Source organism: Dendronalium sp. ChiSLP03b, assembly GCF_034531165.2.
Lineage (GTDB): Bacteria > Cyanobacteriota > Cyanobacteriia > Cyanobacteriales > Nostocaceae > Dendronalium > Dendronalium minutum.
The window spans coordinates 41,269-58,227 of record NZ_JAVRBR020000089.1 but is presented as its reverse complement, the minus strand read 5'-3'; the positions used below and the strand labels follow the sequence as shown (position 1 = coordinate 58,227).

The following is a 16,959-nucleotide window of genomic DNA, read 5'->3' as shown; positions in this document are numbered from 1 at the left end:
TCATCATACTATATATTTGGTTCTAATGGCTCCAGTACGCAATTTTTTACAATTAATCTGGTTGATTTTTGACTCGTAGCGGCGCGTCTACGCTGCTAGTCAGCGTAAGGCTATCTATTCAAATTCTTCACGATTCTTTTCTTAACTTAAATCTAGTAGACTTTTACCACTATTTTCAGAAGAAGTACGCAGCCACTGTAAAAACTCAGGAGTTAACGTAGGAGTTTCTCGCAAGCGTTGCAAGTCTTCGCTTTGTTTTGCCATTTCTCTTACTGTAAACGGATGGTTGGCAACTATTTCTAATAGTTCTTCGTGGGAGATGTCTTCCGAGTATTCGTCTTCAGATTGGCATCTTAAATAATCTATATACTCAAAAAGAGTTTCATCTATTTCTTTTGCTACTGAAATAGTCTTTTGCGGAGTTCGATCTAAAGAAACTTCTATTTTTAATATTTATTCGTGTGAAATGTATTGCAAGTTATCGTCTTCAGACTCGCATTTTAAATAATCTATATATACAAAAAGAGTTTCATCTATTTCTTTTGCGACTAAAATAATTTGTTGCGGAATTTGTTCAAGACAAAGTTCTATAGTCTCACAGACAATCCACGCGCCTCTCTGTCCTTCAGGAGTTTCTTCATTGTCATAGTCATAGGGATATTCTTCGCAATTAGACAATAACTGACGAAATCTTGCTGCATCGATTTTTTTACCTGCCAAAAATTCCCATATCTCGTCAAGTGCTTCTCTTATGGGATCTTGCTCATTCCAGCCTTGTTCTTTTATTTCTCGCAAGAAAATGCCATAGTTCGGAAACAATCTTTCGCAACAAGCTGCCGCAAAAGCAACTCGATGCATAGGTGAAAGAGCTTCTAATTCTCGCTCCAATATATCGAATTCACCGTACTTTAGATTCATTTTTATAGTGAAGTTATATTGTTAGCAGTTGCTGTGTCAATTATATGCTTGTCTATATTGATGTCTAAGTTTTTCAAAACTGTGGCAAAAACATTTGCAGCGAACAGAAATTGCCATACAGACGTTTGATTATGAATTAGATGAAAGTGGGTGTAGGAGGGTAAGGGTTTAGGGGTGTATGTGAAAGCCAGATTTTCATGCCTTGTGATGAAATTTTTTCATTGGCGCTACCTTCTGCCTACTGCCTCACCTCGGCTTCGCTCGGCGACCACCTGCCCTAATCGCAGTGTCCTTTACGGTAAAGATAGCCATCATGGCTTTATTTACAAACTCATTTTTATATATCATCGATTCAGATGAGGGTGCGATCGTCGATAGCAGATTGAAAGTTTAATAGTGAGAGACTAAAAACGTGAAATATTTCTTTCTTTCTGAAGGATGGACTGTTGGCAGAGTGTGGGCATCTGATGGATTGTGGCAGATAACCGCATGGCGACGGCAACCAGATATTCAACGCCTGAATATTTGTTTAGTGGAAAGCAATGAATTGCTATGGCTTTATCGAGTTGAAGAAGCTATTTTGACCGTGGAAGTAAAACCAACAACATCATCTGTCGCTAGCGATACAATCGGTCAAGTAGTGCTGAAGCGTTTGATGAGTGCTGAACAAGTAATTGAACGCCTAGGTACGGCCGAAACAAGGTGTCATTTGCAAAATTTACAATCGGTGGTTCAGTAGGAGAATAGGGGAATGGGGAGACGCGGGGACGTGGCGAAAAGTAGAGACGCGATTAATCGCGTCTCTACAACATCAAATTCCCCAGCGTAAACTCGCCGTTTTCACGGGTGTGTCCCATAACTGAATCATCTCGTCATCTAGTTTCAGCAAGGTTATCGAACATCCTTGCATTTCTAGAGAAGTGATGTAGGAACCAATCAGGTTTCGCACAATTTGTAGTCCTTGCTGTTCGCAGATTTTGGCTAATTTGCGATAGACAAGATAAAGTTCAGAAACAGGAGTGCCACCCATACCGTTGACGAAAGCTAGCAAGCGATCGCCTTTTTCAAAAGGTGGATCTGTTAGTTCCAAATCTACCCATTCTCCTTGATTTTCATCCCACTCTCTAACTACACGGTGATAGGGTGCATCATCAATGATTGTTCGCCCTAAAATCTCAGTAATCTCATCTACCGATTTGACAGCAATACGTTCCCTACCTGGTTCGCCGTGAATGCCAATACCGATTTCTAGTTCGCGCTCGCTTAATTCAAATGTTGGTGTTCCTTTCGCTGGTACAGTGCAAGAAGTCAAAGCTATTCCCATACTCCGCCCATACAAATTTACCTGACGGCACAAATTTGCTATTTGTAGCAAATCATACCCTCGATCGGCTGCCGCACCACAAATTTTTTCCGCAAGTACTGTTGTTCCCACACCCCGCCTTCCTTGGGTATAAAGGCTATCCTTCACAGCTACATCGTCATCAATCAAAATATTCAGCACTCGGATGCCTTCACTACGGGCTAACTCCGTTGCCATCTCAAAGTTCATTACATCGCCACTGTAATTTTTGACGATATAAAGAATACCAGCACCACCATCTACCTGCTTGGCAGCTGCCAGCATTTGGTCAGGAGTAGGTGAAGTGAAAACCTCTCCCGGACAGGCAGCATCCAGCATTCCTCTACCCACAAAGCCAGCGTGCATCGGTTCGTGACCGCTGCCCCCACCAGAAATAATTGCTACTTTACCCTGTACGGGTGCGTCGGCTCGATAAACAAAAGTCGGGTCATAATTCACTTTAATTAGATCGGTATAAGCTGCTGCCATACCCTCTAGACTTTCCCGTACAAAGTCTTCCGGCTTATTAATCAGCTTTTTCATAATTCGTAATGGCGCTCGTGACGCTCGATGACTCGCTAACGTAATTCGTAATTTGTAAGTCGTAATTAAGACACAAAAATTTTTCCCTTCTGCCTTCCTCACTCAATCATCTTTAAAAATCTCTTCTAGTGTTAGTGCTTTACCAGCTAACTCAGAAGCAAAATCCTTGAGTTTAAAAAGAGTCTCAAATTGGCAACGCTCAAGTTGGCCTTTTTTAGCAGATGACAAGGTTCTTTTATCTAACCCTGTCATGTCTTTAGCTTTTTGAATTGATATGTTCTTTTCTTCTGTCCAATAAGGAGAAAGGTCAACGTATTTCGGCATTTTAGAACTCAATAATTTACTCGTCTTAATCTATCTTTGGCGCGTTGGTGTGTCAAATAAAGTGAAATTTTACAGATTTTCTTTAACTAATATACCATCGATGTATTAACACATCAAAACTTTGAAGGTTGCAATCGTTCGTATAAAAAAGGCGATCGCAATAGTTTTGGTAAGAATCCGCGATCGCCTTCATATAACCGCTTGTCTTGCATCGTTACGTTCTCTTGCTGTAGAGCAAGAGCATTTTCTTTGTTAACACTTTCTTATCATGGAACAAAGCCCGTAAACTGAAAATGAGCAATGCTGACCCGTATTAAGGATTTAGCTACACAACTAGCGCCTCGCTTAATCGAGATTCGTCGCCACATTCACTCTCACCCAGAACTCAGCGGTCAAGAGTATCAAACAGCTGCCTTCGTTGCAGGTGTCTTGTCTTCCAGTGGCCTTCACGTGCAAGAGGGAATTGGTAAAACTGGTGTTATTGGAGAACTGCGAAATACTGGCAAAGATGACCGCTTATTGGCAATTCGCACTGACATGGATGCTTTGCCAATTCAAGAACGCACAGGGTTGGAATTTACCTCCCGTGCTGAAGGGATTATGCACGCCTGCGGACATGATGTCCACACCACAGTTGGATTAGGAACAGCAATGATACTGTCCCAGATAGCAGAGGAGTTAGGTGGTAAGGTGCGGTTTTTATTTCAGCCAGCCGAGGAAATTGCTCAAGGGGCAAATTGGATGGTAAGAGATGGGGCAATAGAAAATGTCTCGGCTGTATTAGGGATTCATGTTTTCCCTTCTATACCGGCAGGGTCTATTGGCGTGCGTTATGGTGCTTTGACAGCAGCGGCCGATGATTTAGAGATTCTCATTATCGGAGAATCTGGGCACGGGGCACGTCCTCATGAGGCGGTTGATGCAATTTGGATTGCCTCGCAAGTCATTACTGCACTACAACAGGCGATTAGTCGCACCCAGAACCCTTTGCGTCCTGTGGTATTGAGCATCGGCAAGATTAGTGGTGGTAGAGCGCCGAATGTGATTGCTGATAAGGTGCAGTTGTTAGGAACTGTGCGATCGCTTCACCCAGAAACCCGTGCCCATCTGCCGAACTGGATTGAAAACATTGTGGCTAATGTTTGCCATGCCTATGGGGCGCATTATCAAGTCAATTATCGGCAAGGTGTCCCCAGCGTGCAAAATGATTATACTCTAACGCAATTATTACAATCATCAGCAGAAGAAGCTTGGAGTAGCGATCGCGTCCAAGTCTTACCCGAACCTTCTCTTGGTGCTGAAGATTTTTCTGTGTATTTGGAACATGTCCCTGGTTCCATGTTTCGCTTAGGTGTAGGCTACAAAGATAGAATTATTAATCACTCATTACATCATCCCGAATTTGAAGTCGATGAATCTGCAATTATCACTGGGGTTGTGACTATGGCATATACAGCTTATAAATATTTCCAGCAACCATAAACCCTTAAAATATCGGGCTTTTTATTGAAACTAATTGAGTAGCAAGGCGCTTGCTACTCAAAAATCAGGACACTCGGAATCTACCACCCGAACGTGGTAGTAATGCCTTAAAACTGTGGTGACTTCATCCCCAATCCACAACGCTACTCGGTCGGGAGTAATACCAAAAGCGATCGCCCAGGTAGCAAACGTGTAACGTTTTAAGTAGGGCTTGAGATAGGGGAGTTTGCCCAGTACTTCCAATTCTCTAACCACACTAGGGTAGAAATATTTGCGATCGCTTTCCTTGCCACATTCCCTACCGTAGCAGCAAAAAACCTCGGTGAAACTAACCGAGGCGAGAGAGAGAAGTACGAATGACGATGAGATACCGATACCGAAGCCAAAAAGTTTTAGCTAACGCTTAAAGCAACCAAAACTAAAGTAGTGACAATTAAACTAGCAAAAACACCCTGTACAACATACTTACGTTGTTGCCAAATAGCAGGGTACTCAGCGTAATACATCTGGGGTTCAGTTGCGTAGTTGTTGAGAACGCCGTCTTCATTAACAGTGGTGTACATAGCTTTTTTTCCTTTATTTGTTAACTTATGTAACTAAATTTAACAATATTGTTACAAATAGTCAATAGCACTTGACAAAGAATAATAGATAGCCATGATAAAAACTACTTATCAAAAATGGGGGAGCAAGTATGTCGCTTACCCAAAAATTTTTCTAAACGTTGGATTTTCTGTATATATTTCAAACTTTGTAATAAAAATTACTTATTTTTACAGTATTTACACTTAAAAAAATATTTTTACTATTTTTCTGAAAAATTAAATATAAACACTTGTCGATAAGTAAAGGAAGAGCCATTATAGACACACACATGACCACCTACTCCAAATGATTCATAAATATTGAGGTAACAAAAATGACTTTAGATTGGAGTGAGCTTTTGCAAGTTGTCCTAATTGCTGCTGTTGCTAGTGCAGTCTTATCTTCTGGAATTTACTGGACACTACCTAGACATAAAAAGCTGGAGTCTAATTCCCTGCCATAGCATTACATTTAAAGAAGGCAAAAGGCAGTCCCTAGTCCCTAGTTCCTTTTCCATGCATGATGGTGAGGCAGCCCGGTCTTGGGGAGCCAGTCCGTTGCGTGAGTTCCCCAATGAGTGACTGCCGAATCCTAAAGGGGTGAAATTTTTTCATTGGGACTACCTTTGTTGTTAATAGAGACGTTTCACTGAAACGCCTCTAGATCAAATCGTTAATGCCTAGCTTTACCAAAACTGCCGAATGCCCCATCCCTCTATAGGAGAGATAAAAATGTCAAGAATGTGCCTGTTGCACTTCTTCAATGTTCGGGCTGCGTAGGTCTTCCACCAGTGCTTGGACTTCTGCGGAAGGAGGTGGGGTTAGGCGAGAAACTACTAGGGTAACTACTAAGTTGATTAACATCCCCAAAGTGCCAATTCCTTCAGGAGAAACACCAAAAAACCAGGGTTGCATACCCGCAAATTTAACGCCGACAATGTAGATGATTGTAAAAGTTAAACCCGTCAACATGCCAGCGATCGCCCCTTGGGCATTGGTGCGCTTGTCGAAAATCCCCAGGAAAATCACGGGGAAGAAGCTAGCAGCAGCTAAACCGAAGGCAAAAGCCACCACCTGACTAACAAATCCCGGCGGATTCACTCCAAAGTATCCGGCTAAAACGAGGGATAGTCCGATCATGACGCGCCCGACAAATACCCGTTTTTGTTCTGAAGCACTTGAATCTACTATGCGGTAGTAGACATCGTGGGCCACAGAACTGGAGATTACCAACAACAAACCCGATGCTGTAGATAAGGCAGCTGCCAACCCGCCAGCTGCTACTAAGCCAATTACCCAAGGAGCAAGTTTAGCTACCTCTGGGGTGGAAAGCACGATGATGTCTGGGTCAATCTTAATTTCATTGGTGTCTTTATTGGGAAGCAACTGTAGACGGCCATCTTTATTTTTGTCATCGAAGGCCAGCAGTCCTGTTTTTTCCCACTTAGTTGCCCAGTCTAACTGCTGTACTTCTGCTACCGTACGATTATGCAGGGAATCAATCAGGTTATAGCGGGCAAACATAGAGAGAGCAGGAGCAGTAGTATAAAGAATGGCAATAAATAACAATGCCCAACCAGCAGAAAAACGGGCTGCACGTACACTCGGTACTGTGTAAAACCTAACGATGATATGAGGCAAGCCAGCAGTGCCTACCATCAGGGCAATAGTGGTGAACAACACATCCAGCATCGGCTTGTTCACAAATGGCTGAGTATACTCTTTAAACCCTAGGTCAACCTGGATTTGATTGAGTTTAGTCGCAACATCACTAAAGGTAAATGCTAGTTGAGGAATGGGGTTGCCCGTAAGTAGCCAAGCGATCGCTACAGCTGGAATTAAGTAAGCAAAAATCAATACACAGTACTGTGCAACTTGCGTCCAAGTGATGCCTTTCATGCCGCCCAACACTGCAAAGAAGCCCACGATCAACATACCAATGATGACACCTGTATTGATGTCTACTTGCAAAAAGCGGCTAAAAACAATGCCGACACCCCGCATTTGCCCAGCAACGTAGGTGAGAGAGATGAAAATAGCAGCAACTACTGCCACCAAGCGAGCGACATTTGAGTTGTAGCGATCGCCCACAAAATCCGGTACTGTATACTTACCAAATTTCCGTAGGTAGGGAGCTAAAAGCAATGCTAATAGCACATACCCACCAGTCCAACCCATTAGATAAATAGAACCGTCGTAGCCCAAAAAAGAAATCAGCCCTGCCATGGAAATAAACGAGGCTGCGGACATCCAGTCAGCAGCGGTAGCAGCACCATTAGCAATTGAGGGTATTCCCTGACCTGCTATGAAGAAATCCTTACTGTCTTTGACTCGCGATCGCCAACCAATGTAAATGTAGAGGAGGAAGGAGATTCCAACCAACAAAATCGTCCAAAGTTCAACTGACACGGTTTTTCCTCACTTCCTGATATTATACTTGCGGTCTAGCTTGTCCATTTGGAAGGCATAAATGAAAATCAATGCCACAAATATGAGGATTGATCCTTGCTGTGCCATCCAAAAACCGAAGGGTACGCCGAAAAAACGTATCGCATTCAACGGTTGAACCAACAAGATACTGAAAACTATGGAAACCAGTGCCCAGACAATTAAAAGATTGCGAATTAAAGCAGTATTAGCACGCCAATAAGAGCGAAGCTGATGTTCATCCATTGTTGTATATCGTAAGTGCATCAAGATAATATCAAGAAGACGTTATTCTCCTGTATAAATTCTTGTATTATTTTCCCCATTACTTAGTAACATTTATGAAACTATAAGCCATAAAAATAACTTATAATAATCCGATTTCATTCCTGAAATTACTTGCGTAGCCAATAAACAGTCAAGAAGGGAGGTAGAGGTGTAACTAGCTTCGCAAAAATCAAAGAGAGTCCTATATATATAATATTTCGTGAATACTGATTGAGGAAACCATGCCAAGGTTTGCATTCTCAAATAAATGCTATCTTATGCCAACTGAAAAACCACAGTTGTATGTAGACCAAATGAGGTTGATTTATTTGTGCTTTGCCTACTCCTCAACTGAAGATCCCTTATTTTCAGGCTTATAAACTATTAAAGTTGAAGCTAATGGCTTTATTTATAAAGTATTGAATTTGAATAATTACTCCGACGAATTCAATATTTATGCTAAACAAGAGATGTAGCATCAGCATCTTTACACTCCATTTGCACAGCACAATTTCTTCCTTGTGCTTTTGCTTGGTAAAGTCCTTGGTCGGCAGCAGCAATTAAGGTTGCGGGAGATGATTGGCTATGAGGAATGATGGTTGCCACACCAAGACTTAGCGTGATGAACTCACAGACCTGAGAATTTGGATGAGGCAGTTGCAATGCCATAACATTGGCCTGGATCTCTGTTGCAACTGCGATCGCCCCTTCAATATCAGTATTCGGCAAAATGACTGCAAACTCTTCTCCACCATACCGAGCAACTAAATCAGCAGGGCGTTTAAGTGCCTGAGAAATTGCCTTGGCAACGTGTCTGAGTGCATCATCTCCTGCCAGATGTCCATGAGTATCGTTGTAAAGCTTAAAGAAATCGACATCACACAAAATCAAAGACAGCGAGGCTTGCTCCCGTGCCAATCGTTGCCATTCTGCATTGAACGTGTCATCAAAGCAGCGGCGATTTGCTACTTGGGTTAGACCATCCGAAGAGGCAAGGCGCTGTAATTCTTGGTTTGCTTGTTGTAATTGGTGGTAAAGTTCTGATTGCTGAATGGCGATCGCAGCTTGACTTGCTAACTGGTTAAACAAGTTAATTTCCGATTGCTGCCACTCTCTAATGTAACTACATTGGTGAGCAATTAATAGCCCCCACAAACGCTCTTGCTGCAAAATAGGCACAACAAGGTTTCCTCGGATTTCCAAACTCCGGAGGAGGTCAACATGACACGGTGATAGTCCCGCAGTTTCAATGTCTGCGATCGCTCTACTATTGCCTTGTTGGTAATAACTGGCACGCGTGGATTGAAAGCACGTGTCCATGACGTGAAATCCCAAAATGGACATGCACCCTTCTGCTAGGGATTCTACAGCAACTAACCCACTCCAGTCTGGCTGGAACTGATAGATAACTACTCGATCTACTTCAAACAGTTGTCGCACCTCATCTGCCGTGGTTTGCAAAATCTCGTTTAACTCCAACGATTGGCGAATGCGCTGTGTCACAGCCGCGACAATTCGCTCTGACTCGGTTTGGTGTTGGACACGCTGCTCAACCTGCTGAGAATGTGCCGATGCTACAGTTAAGGCGATCGGATCGAAGTTAGGGGTTGCAGTCACAGGAACGGCAGTGGGTTTGGCAATTAGATATCCTTGAGCAAACGTTGCGCCTCTTTCTCGCAGCCAGTTCAGTTCCTCTATGCACTCAATTCCTTCAGCGACGGTCTGAATGTTTAACTTTTGAGTAATCTCTAGAAGCTTCTCAGTAATTGAGGCTTTATACAGGTCTTGATGAACATTCCGAATTAACTCCATGTCCAACTTGATAAAGTCTGGACGTAACTGATGCAGCAAGTTCAGGCTGGAATAGCCTGAACCGAGGTCATCAAGGGCAACTAAAAACCCAGTATCCCTGTAATATTGCAGTACGGCTTTGAGGTGGGCTAAATCTTGAGGATTATCTGACTCCACGACTTCAAAAACAACCCGCTCATGCTCAATGCCTGCTCGATCGATTGCCTCTACCGTACTGTGTAGGCAAGAAACGGGGTCATAAAGCGCTGTTGGTGCAAAATTGATGAAAATGTGCCCGCTCACTTGATGGCGACTGACTTCTGTAATCGCGCTGAGGCGAGCAACTCGGTCGAGTTGTGGTAGAAGCCCGGCTTCGGTTGCTAATTCTAGGATCGATCCCGGCAGCACTAAATTGCCTTGTTCATCCAGCCCTCGCAAGAGCAATTCATATCCATAAATCTGGGATGTATCCTTAATTGAGACGATGGGTTGGAAGTGAATAGTGAATCGTTCTGTTGCTAGCATTTCAACCAGCCAGTCTGACTGATTAAATTTAATAAAGCGCTGCAATGAAGCAATGTCACTAAAATCTTGGAGTTGGGGTTGGATAGCACCTCGAATAAAAAGGACTTGCGTCTCTTTTAATTCTCTCGGTGCAAGGATTTGAGCTAAGTTACGGGCAATTTCTTGAGCCTGTCCGGGTCTACAGTTCAAACTCAGACCCGGCCGTTCGTCCATTAGTTCATACTCAATGGCGAACTGCTCTAGGCGGGAGCTAACTTTTGTCAAAGTATGGGAAATGGGGAACCAGAGAAAGAGCCTGCCTGCTTCCCCAGTCCGGCAACGCACAATATTGCGACAAGCACAAGTCTTGGAGGTAGGACACGTTTGGCTCATAGGTAACCGCCTTATTCAATCCTATTTATCTTAGTGTTCCCACCAGTCTTCCTGTAAGAAATGAACTACACTTTAACTAGATAAAGATTTCATGAGTTAGATAACTTAGCTAATTGGGTTACTCACTAGTAATGTGGAGTAAGGGTATCTGAGGAAGCTGGGGAATCAAAGAATTTTAATTTTTTTCAAAAAGTTTCAATCATAATTTAAAATTTAGCAATACCAAAAAATACTACTTTCTATAACTTTACCCAACTATAAATTTGTCATCTATGTCAAGCATAACTAGGCTTGTCTTAAATGTTTTTACACATTTATTCATCTTTGTTTAAGTAAATAACTAGTTTTGTGGCATATTTAGCTCTCATACCAATTCTGTATTAACTGAACCGCATTAGACGCGCAGCGGTCAGCCAGCGCGGTGAGTCAGCCCCCGTCTTGACGATGCAGTGAAGCGCGAGTCTTCTGTCAAAGGGAGCCAATGCGGTGAGACACTCCGTTGCGGAGGTTCCCCGTTGAAGGGTCTGGCGTGGTTTCTCCCATAAGCGACTGGCGTTAGCGAAGTTCCCCTAGTGGACGCACCAGAAGGAGCGTCGTCACACAAAGGGTAGAGCGCCAAAAACACCAATAAATAAGAAATTAAGTAGGTCGGCGTGAATATTTATCATTAAGATAAGGCAGAGGGCAGATGGCAGAAGGGAAGAGAGTTTTAGTTAAGTTTACTTTTCGTAATATAGTTTTGTTTATTTGCACCGTTCTACTTAAGAGAGTTTGGCGCAGCGTTACAAATAAACGGTATCAAGAATCAGATTTAGTGTCTAATAACTTAAGTGTTATAGTTGAAAATTTTCTGATTTACAGAAGGCTACATTTACAATTTTATCGAAAGTACCGAGTTGCGACGATAGTATCATTGGTGCGATCGCACTTACTATTTCAAGTTTAAGTATTACAACTTTTACATTCAAAAATAGCAATATTATTACAACAAAAGAGAATTTAAAATGTTAAAAACGAACTATAAAAACTAAATTTAATATTATCTTTATTACTATTAATTTTTTTGCTTAATAAATTAGAAATAAACTTGTTTTATGGTTGACACAAAATATTTTCATAGCTAGACTTTTGAAGTCCTCCACTGTTAAAAAGTCGTAAAATGAGTAATTTTTCCGGCAAAGTGGCCCTAGTGACGGGTGGTGCTTCTGGCTTGGGGCAAGGTTTGTGTGAGGAGCTTTCGCGACGCGGTGCTAGAGTCGTACTTACTGATATCAATATAGAGGCTGCCCTCAAGCTGGCAAAGCGCTTGCAGCAAGCAGGGGGAAATGTGGAAGCTGCCAGCTTAGATGTAACAAGCCCAGAGCGCGTTGCAGAGGTTATCACTAGTGTTGTAAATCACTACGGGCGGCTCGACTATGTATTCAATAACGCTGGCGTTGGAGTAGGAGGCGAATTTCAGGAACTCGATCCAACTACGTGGCGGCGCACTGTAGATATCAATCTGCTCGGTGTTGTCTATGTAATGTACACAGCCTATCAACAGATGATGCTCCAGCGTAGCGGTCACATCGTGAATATCGCTTCCATGTATGGCTTGATGCCTGGTGTATTGTGTTCGCCTTACGTAGCAACTAAACATGCCTTAACTGGTCTAACTCAGTCGGTGGCATCCGAAGCTAAAAACCATGGAATCAAGCTGACAGTCGTATGTCCAGGTTATATTGATACCAATCTTTTCAAAAGCGGTGCCTATGGTAAAAGTGTCAATGCAGAACAGATTAAGAGTCGCATTCCCCTAAAGTTTATTGATGTGCCGACAGCTGTCAAAAACATACTGCGTGGGGTGGAAGGGGGACAATTAATCGTAGCATTTCCTAGATATGTGCATATATTTTGGTGGATATATCGCCTGAGTCCTCAGTTGTCGTTACTGATTAATAATTTCATTATGCGTAAACAGCGCCAGCGTTACGGCTCTCTGTAGGATGCAATAGCGATTCTCTTGAAATTGATTACTATAAAACCAATAGCCTGCTTAGGCGCAGAAAAGTCTGAGCGGAGGAACCCTCCGCTCAGAACTTTGGAGCTTTGTTTGTGTAGCCGCATTCAGTCTGACAGAATGATTTCTGTTTCTTCAGACCAAATAACTGGTATTTGGCACAATCGGAAAGAAGGCATACTCATACCATGCAGTCCAGATAAAACTGCGAATCCACCGCGATCGCTTTTGTTGGCTCAATTCATATTCAAATGCGCCATCAGATGGATCGATTGAAGATAAGTGAGAATTGCAACCGCAACCATGTTGATAAGTAAAACCGTACTTAGAAGCAATACTTTGCACCTTCATTTGGATAGCAAACACCTTACCAGCATGTAAGATGGCATCCCAGGAACGCTTATGTTCGATGTCACGCTTGTCAAATCTAAGAGCGCGTTCTTCAAACACATGATCTCGATAAATGGGAGCTAAATGCACGTGGTAGAAACTCGCAGGCAATTCATAACCAAACTCACGAAAAAGCTCAATGCCAATGCGAGCTACTTGTACCTCATTGGCGTACTCAGCCCCTTTTGACTCAAACTCATGCAAAACTTCCTCAAAATTCGGATAGTGGTGAATTATCAAGTCATACCCGTAGAATTCTAGGGTTTCCCATGCTAGATGTCCAAATAGCTGGGAAAATGAAGGTTTGAGGTGAGCTAACTCAGAGCATTCGCTAAACAGGTCAACATCACCCTGTTTTAATTTGTACAAGAACAACTGTGCCATCTCAACATAACTTTGTCGATTGCATCCGACATTTGCCGTTCCCGTAGCAATGTCTTGCCATACAGGAGGCAGTTGAGAAACAGGAAGCGCATTTTCCCCTGCAATGACTGTGACATCGGGAACTTCAAGAAGCTGCATATGCAATATCCATTACGACTTTAAACAGCAATTTACCGCAAGCATTACTTATTCCGTTGTATCAACAGAATAAAAAAATGTTTTACAGACTGTCTTTTGACAGATTTCGATTGAGTGTTTATCCTTACTGGAAATATTTATAAACAGTTAGTAATAACTCGTGCTGTCGTGGCTGATACATAAGGAGTTTCGGGGACTTTAGCTGCAAGACTCGAAAATTGCTACTTAGGCGCTATTCAAAAACAGCCAAAAGTCTTGTTATTTCGACTTTAATTAAGTTGCCACTGGTTTTAATTAAGCCCATTATGACAACCTTAGAAATCGGCGATCGCCTGCGTTGCCGAGTCGAATGGTGTAACACATTCCCGACAGAGGCGGAAGGTAAACCTTTGCATCGATCGGGTGAGGACAGCTACTCGCTGATATCCTCCCACTGTCTGTAGGGCCATCTCCCAAATAATCGCTTACTCCTAACTCCTAATTAATAGAGTCCTAACTAATGGCTTCCTCGCAATTATGCTCCAGGTTTACCTTAAACACATATATTTAAGCCAATGGTACTTTCCACCTGTCCTATTCTCCCGCAGTTTTTTGAAAAATAAAACTGTATACCTATATATGAATTTTTGGTAAAGTTACACGCTTAAGTGTTCTTACATACTATGATATGAATCGTTAGGTTGATCGTAATCTAACTATATATAAATACTTGTATAAAACTGAATTAACTAAAAAAATGAAACCCTATTGAATCAGGAAAAAATTTTGATTTACTGGATTTTTACCGTTGGGAGAATATGAAGTGACATAAGTTAAAGTCACAATCGCTCAAAGTATATTATGTTCTGTGCATGGGTTTAAACCGGATAGGATAGTATGAGTTAAAAATGTTCATTAGCGAACTTTAACTTTTGGACAACCTCAATAAAGAGGTATTAGCTGACAGTGAACGCAAATATTACTATCCCGAAGTCGATTATAGTGCTATCGATGGGAAATACTGATAAAAATCTGCTGTCAACAGTCTTTTTATATTTGTATGACGATGGAATCTTTACCAAACGTTGAAGAAGTAAACATTCAGAAATATTTAGAGGTTTTACAACGGCGTTGGCTAACTGTAATCGGAATTTTTAGCATAGCCGTTACCCTTGGATGCTTGTATGCATTTTCACTAAAGCCCTCATATAAGGCAGAAGGAAGTTTGATGATTAAAACCAATCGCACTTCCTCACTCACAGGGTTACCAGAAGACATAGGACGTTTGGAAGCTTTGAATGTGAACGACAATCCCCTGGAAACTCAGGTGAAAATTGTTGGCTCAAATCCAGTACTGGAGAAAACAATTAAAGAACTCAACCTCACAGATAATCATGGAAAACTGTTATCTATTCGAGACTTGGCACAACAGCTAAAGGTAGAAGGAATCAAAGGTACCGATGTTGTGCAGCTTTCTTATCAAAGCAATAATCCTGAACTAGCTGCCAAAATCATCAACCAAGTAATTGACAATTATATCGACCTAAATATCAAGGCGAATCAGAACGAAGCATTTGCAGCCAAACAGGTTCTTGTCGCGGAACTACCTAAAGCCGAGGAAATTGTTAGCAGAGCGGAATCACAACTGCGGCTATTTAAAGAAAAGAATAAAGTTATTGTCCTGGATCAAGAAGCAAGTGCAGCAGTCGATACGATTTCCAAGTTAGACAACCAAATTTATCAAGCTCAAGCTCAACTTGATGATGTCAAAGGTCGCTTAGAACAGTTACGCGCTCAAGCTCAGGTAAATTCACAGCAAGGTGTAATCGCATCTGAATTGAGTCAAGCACCTGGAGTTCAAAAAGTGCTTGCCCAACTCCAAGAAGCTGAGAGTCAACTGGCACTAGAGCGGACTCGTTTTCAATCTGGACACCCTACAATTATTAACTTAGAAGAAAAAGTTACAGCTCTTAGGAGCTTACTAAAAGAGCGGACAGAACAAGTAGCAGGTGAAGCACAAGTAACAGAGGGAAGTTTACAAGTTGGACAACTACGGCAAAGCTTAATTGCAGATATTACTCGTGCAGAGGCACAGGGCGTCGGTCTAGAGAGACAAATTAACACACTCTTGCAACAGCGATATGCCTACGCCAGACGAGCAAATTATTTACCTAAGTTAGAGCAAACTCAGCGAGAACTCGAACGAAGACTGAAAGCAGCTCAAACGACTTACGAAACGCTTTTAAAGAAACGCCAAGAAATTGACATCGCACAAAATCAAAAGATTCCCAATGCGCGTGTTATTTCCTACGCCTTAATACCTGATAAACCAGAAGGTCCTCGCAAACTCCTGTTTATTGTTGGTGGGGGAGCAATTGGTTTTTTCTTAGGTATTATTGCTGCTTTTAGTTTAGACTTGATAGACCGCTCGGTGAAGACGGTCAAAGAAGCTAAAGAAGTCTTGAGATATACTGTTTTGGGAGTCATTCCGACATTAGGCAGAAATGGTAAAGAACATTCTTCCATAGCAGGACTTGATAGACCTATTCCTAAAATTATTGGCAGAGATATTCCTTACTTCCCTCTTGGTGACGCGTACCAAATACTGCAAGTCAACTTGAAGTTCCTCTGTTCTGACAAACCGCTCAAAAGCATTGTAGTTACAAGTTCTGTTCCCAAGGAAGGCAAGTCTGAAGTATCTGCAAATTTAGCTGTAACTATGGCTCAAGCAGGTCGTCGCGTATTGTTGGTAGATACAGATATGCGCCATCCCATACAGCATCATATCTGGGAACTAAAAAATACAGTTGGACTCAGTAATGTCATTATTGGTCAAGTTTCTTTAGATGAAGCGGTGCAAGAAGTGATGCCTAATCTGGAGGTTCTTACTTGCGGAACTTTACCTCCCAATCCAGTGGCAATGCTAGATTCTCAAAGCATGACAAAATTGATTAGTAGCTTTGGTAGAGATTACGACTTCATTATTTTTGATACGCCGCCTCTGTCAGGAATCCCAGATGCTGCTGTTTTAAGTAGCCTCACTGACGGTATCTTATTAGTCGTTCGTCCTGGAGTAGTTGACTTGGATCGTGCCAATTCGGCTAAAGACTTTTTGACTCAATCAGGTCAGAAAGTTTTAGGCATAGTTATAAATGGTGTGAATGTTAAAAGTGAGCCTGACAATTATTTTTACTACACCAAAAGACAACAACTCGAACAAAGTTCAGTATCTGGTGGTTTAAAAAAAATCGCCCCAAAATCATTAATTTCTCGCAAAGATAACGAGCGCGAAAATCATTAATATTAATTTTTGCGATTATTCCCATTTTACATTTTCAACATAATATCAATAGATGAATTATAGGAATAATCGCTCTAAGTATTGGTGTTTGAGTTTGATAAGTGTATTTTCCCAATAAGTGCTATCTGTGTTTACGAAACATGACAAAAAATATTTAGTCATGGTGATTTAGTACGTTCCATTGCCTTTTACT

General features: G+C 41.9%; 14 protein-coding genes and 1 pseudogene. 6 read left to right on the top strand and 9 right to left on the bottom strand.

Features of this window, described 5'->3' with window-relative positions:
- Positions 1-141 precede the first annotated feature (141 nt).
- Positions 142-918 (bottom strand): annotated as a pseudogene (locus RMY31_RS21210) (DUF416 family protein).
- A gap of 412 nt (positions 919-1,330) precedes the next feature.
- Between RMY31_RS21210 and RMY31_RS21205 the strand changes: the two are divergent.
- Positions 1,331-1,657: a hypothetical protein gene (locus RMY31_RS21205; RefSeq protein WP_322660233.1), complete on the top strand. Its 327-nt coding sequence runs from the start codon at positions 1,331-1,333 to the stop codon at positions 1,655-1,657.
- A 72-nt stretch (positions 1,658-1,729) separates the two neighbouring features.
- Here RMY31_RS21205 and dhaK read toward each other — a convergent pair whose 3' ends face one another.
- Together dhaK and RMY31_RS21195 are read right to left on the bottom strand one after the other, a co-directional pair.
- On the bottom strand, positions 1,730-2,803 hold the full coding sequence (dhaK, locus tag RMY31_RS21200) for a dihydroxyacetone kinase subunit DhaK (protein ID WP_322660235.1): 1,074 nt from the start codon (positions 2,801-2,803) through the stop codon (positions 1,730-1,732).
- Between the two features lie 102 nt (positions 2,804-2,905).
- The gene (locus RMY31_RS21195) at positions 2,906-3,127 is read right to left on the bottom strand and encodes a hypothetical protein (protein ID WP_322660237.1); all 222 of its coding nucleotides are present in this window, start codon (positions 3,125-3,127) and stop codon (positions 2,906-2,908) included.
- Positions 3,128-3,427: 300 nt separating this feature from the next.
- Between RMY31_RS21195 and RMY31_RS21190 the strand changes: the two genes are divergently transcribed.
- Complete coding sequence (locus RMY31_RS21190) at positions 3,428-4,609, top strand: M20 family metallopeptidase (RefSeq protein WP_322660239.1); 1,182 nt, start codon at positions 3,428-3,430, stop codon at positions 4,607-4,609.
- Between the two features lie 57 nt (positions 4,610-4,666).
- Here the strand turns inward: RMY31_RS21190 and RMY31_RS21185 are convergent, their stop codons facing one another.
- Together RMY31_RS21185 and psb34 are read right to left on the bottom strand one after the other, a co-directional pair.
- Positions 4,667-4,864, bottom strand: a complete 198-nt coding sequence (locus RMY31_RS21185; protein ID WP_322660241.1) for a hypothetical protein — start codon at positions 4,862-4,864, stop codon at positions 4,667-4,669.
- Between the two features lie 137 nt (positions 4,865-5,001).
- On the bottom strand, positions 5,002-5,172 hold the full coding sequence (gene psb34, locus RMY31_RS21180) for a photosystem II assembly protein Psb34 (RefSeq protein WP_322660243.1): 171 nt from the start codon (positions 5,170-5,172) through the stop codon (positions 5,002-5,004).
- A gap of 356 nt (positions 5,173-5,528) precedes the next feature.
- Here psb34 and RMY31_RS21175 point away from each other — a divergent pair, with 356 nt between their 5' ends.
- Entirely contained in the window at positions 5,529-5,657 is a 129-nt protein-coding gene (locus RMY31_RS21175) for a hypothetical protein (protein ID WP_322660245.1), read from the top strand.
- Between the two features lie 271 nt (positions 5,658-5,928).
- Here RMY31_RS21175 and RMY31_RS21170 read toward each other — a convergent pair whose 3' ends face one another.
- The 3 genes from RMY31_RS21170 to RMY31_RS21160 all read right to left on the bottom strand — a co-directional run bounded on the left by RMY31_RS21170 (position 5,929) and on the right by RMY31_RS21160 (position 10,575).
- Positions 5,929-7,602: a sodium:solute symporter family protein gene (locus RMY31_RS21170; protein ID WP_322660247.1), complete on the bottom strand. Its 1,674-nt coding sequence runs from the start codon at positions 7,600-7,602 to the stop codon at positions 5,929-5,931.
- Between the two features lie 9 nt (positions 7,603-7,611).
- A complete protein-coding gene (locus RMY31_RS21165; RefSeq protein WP_322660323.1) occupies positions 7,612-7,866 on the bottom strand; it encodes a DUF4212 domain-containing protein in 255 nt (84 codons plus the stop codon).
- Between the two features lie 480 nt (positions 7,867-8,346).
- Entirely contained in the window at positions 8,347-10,575 is a 2,229-nt protein-coding gene (locus RMY31_RS21160; RefSeq protein ID WP_322660249.1) for an EAL domain-containing protein, read from the bottom strand.
- 1,159 nt (positions 10,576-11,734) lie between these two features.
- On the opposite strand from RMY31_RS21160, the gene RMY31_RS21155 reads away from it, so the two are divergent.
- On the top strand, positions 11,735-12,559 hold the full coding sequence (locus RMY31_RS21155) for an SDR family oxidoreductase (protein WP_322660251.1): 825 nt from the start codon (positions 11,735-11,737) through the stop codon (positions 12,557-12,559).
- Between the two features lie 150 nt (positions 12,560-12,709).
- On the opposite strand, the gene RMY31_RS21150 is transcribed toward RMY31_RS21155, so the two are convergent.
- On the bottom strand, positions 12,710-13,486 hold the full coding sequence (locus RMY31_RS21150) for a hypothetical protein (RefSeq protein ID WP_322660253.1): 777 nt from the start codon (positions 13,484-13,486) through the stop codon (positions 12,710-12,712).
- 305 nt (positions 13,487-13,791) lie between these two features.
- Here RMY31_RS21150 and RMY31_RS21145 point away from each other — a divergent pair, with 305 nt between their 5' ends.
- Both RMY31_RS21145 and RMY31_RS21140 read left to right on the top strand, forming a co-directional pair.
- Positions 13,792-13,929: a hypothetical protein gene (locus RMY31_RS21145; RefSeq protein WP_409878155.1), complete on the top strand. Its 138-nt coding sequence runs from the start codon at positions 13,792-13,794 to the stop codon at positions 13,927-13,929.
- Between the two features lie 596 nt (positions 13,930-14,525).
- Positions 14,526-16,766, top strand: a complete 2,241-nt coding sequence (locus RMY31_RS21140) for a polysaccharide biosynthesis tyrosine autokinase (RefSeq protein ID WP_322660257.1) — start codon at positions 14,526-14,528, stop codon at positions 16,764-16,766.
- Positions 16,767-16,959 lie beyond the last annotated feature (193 nt).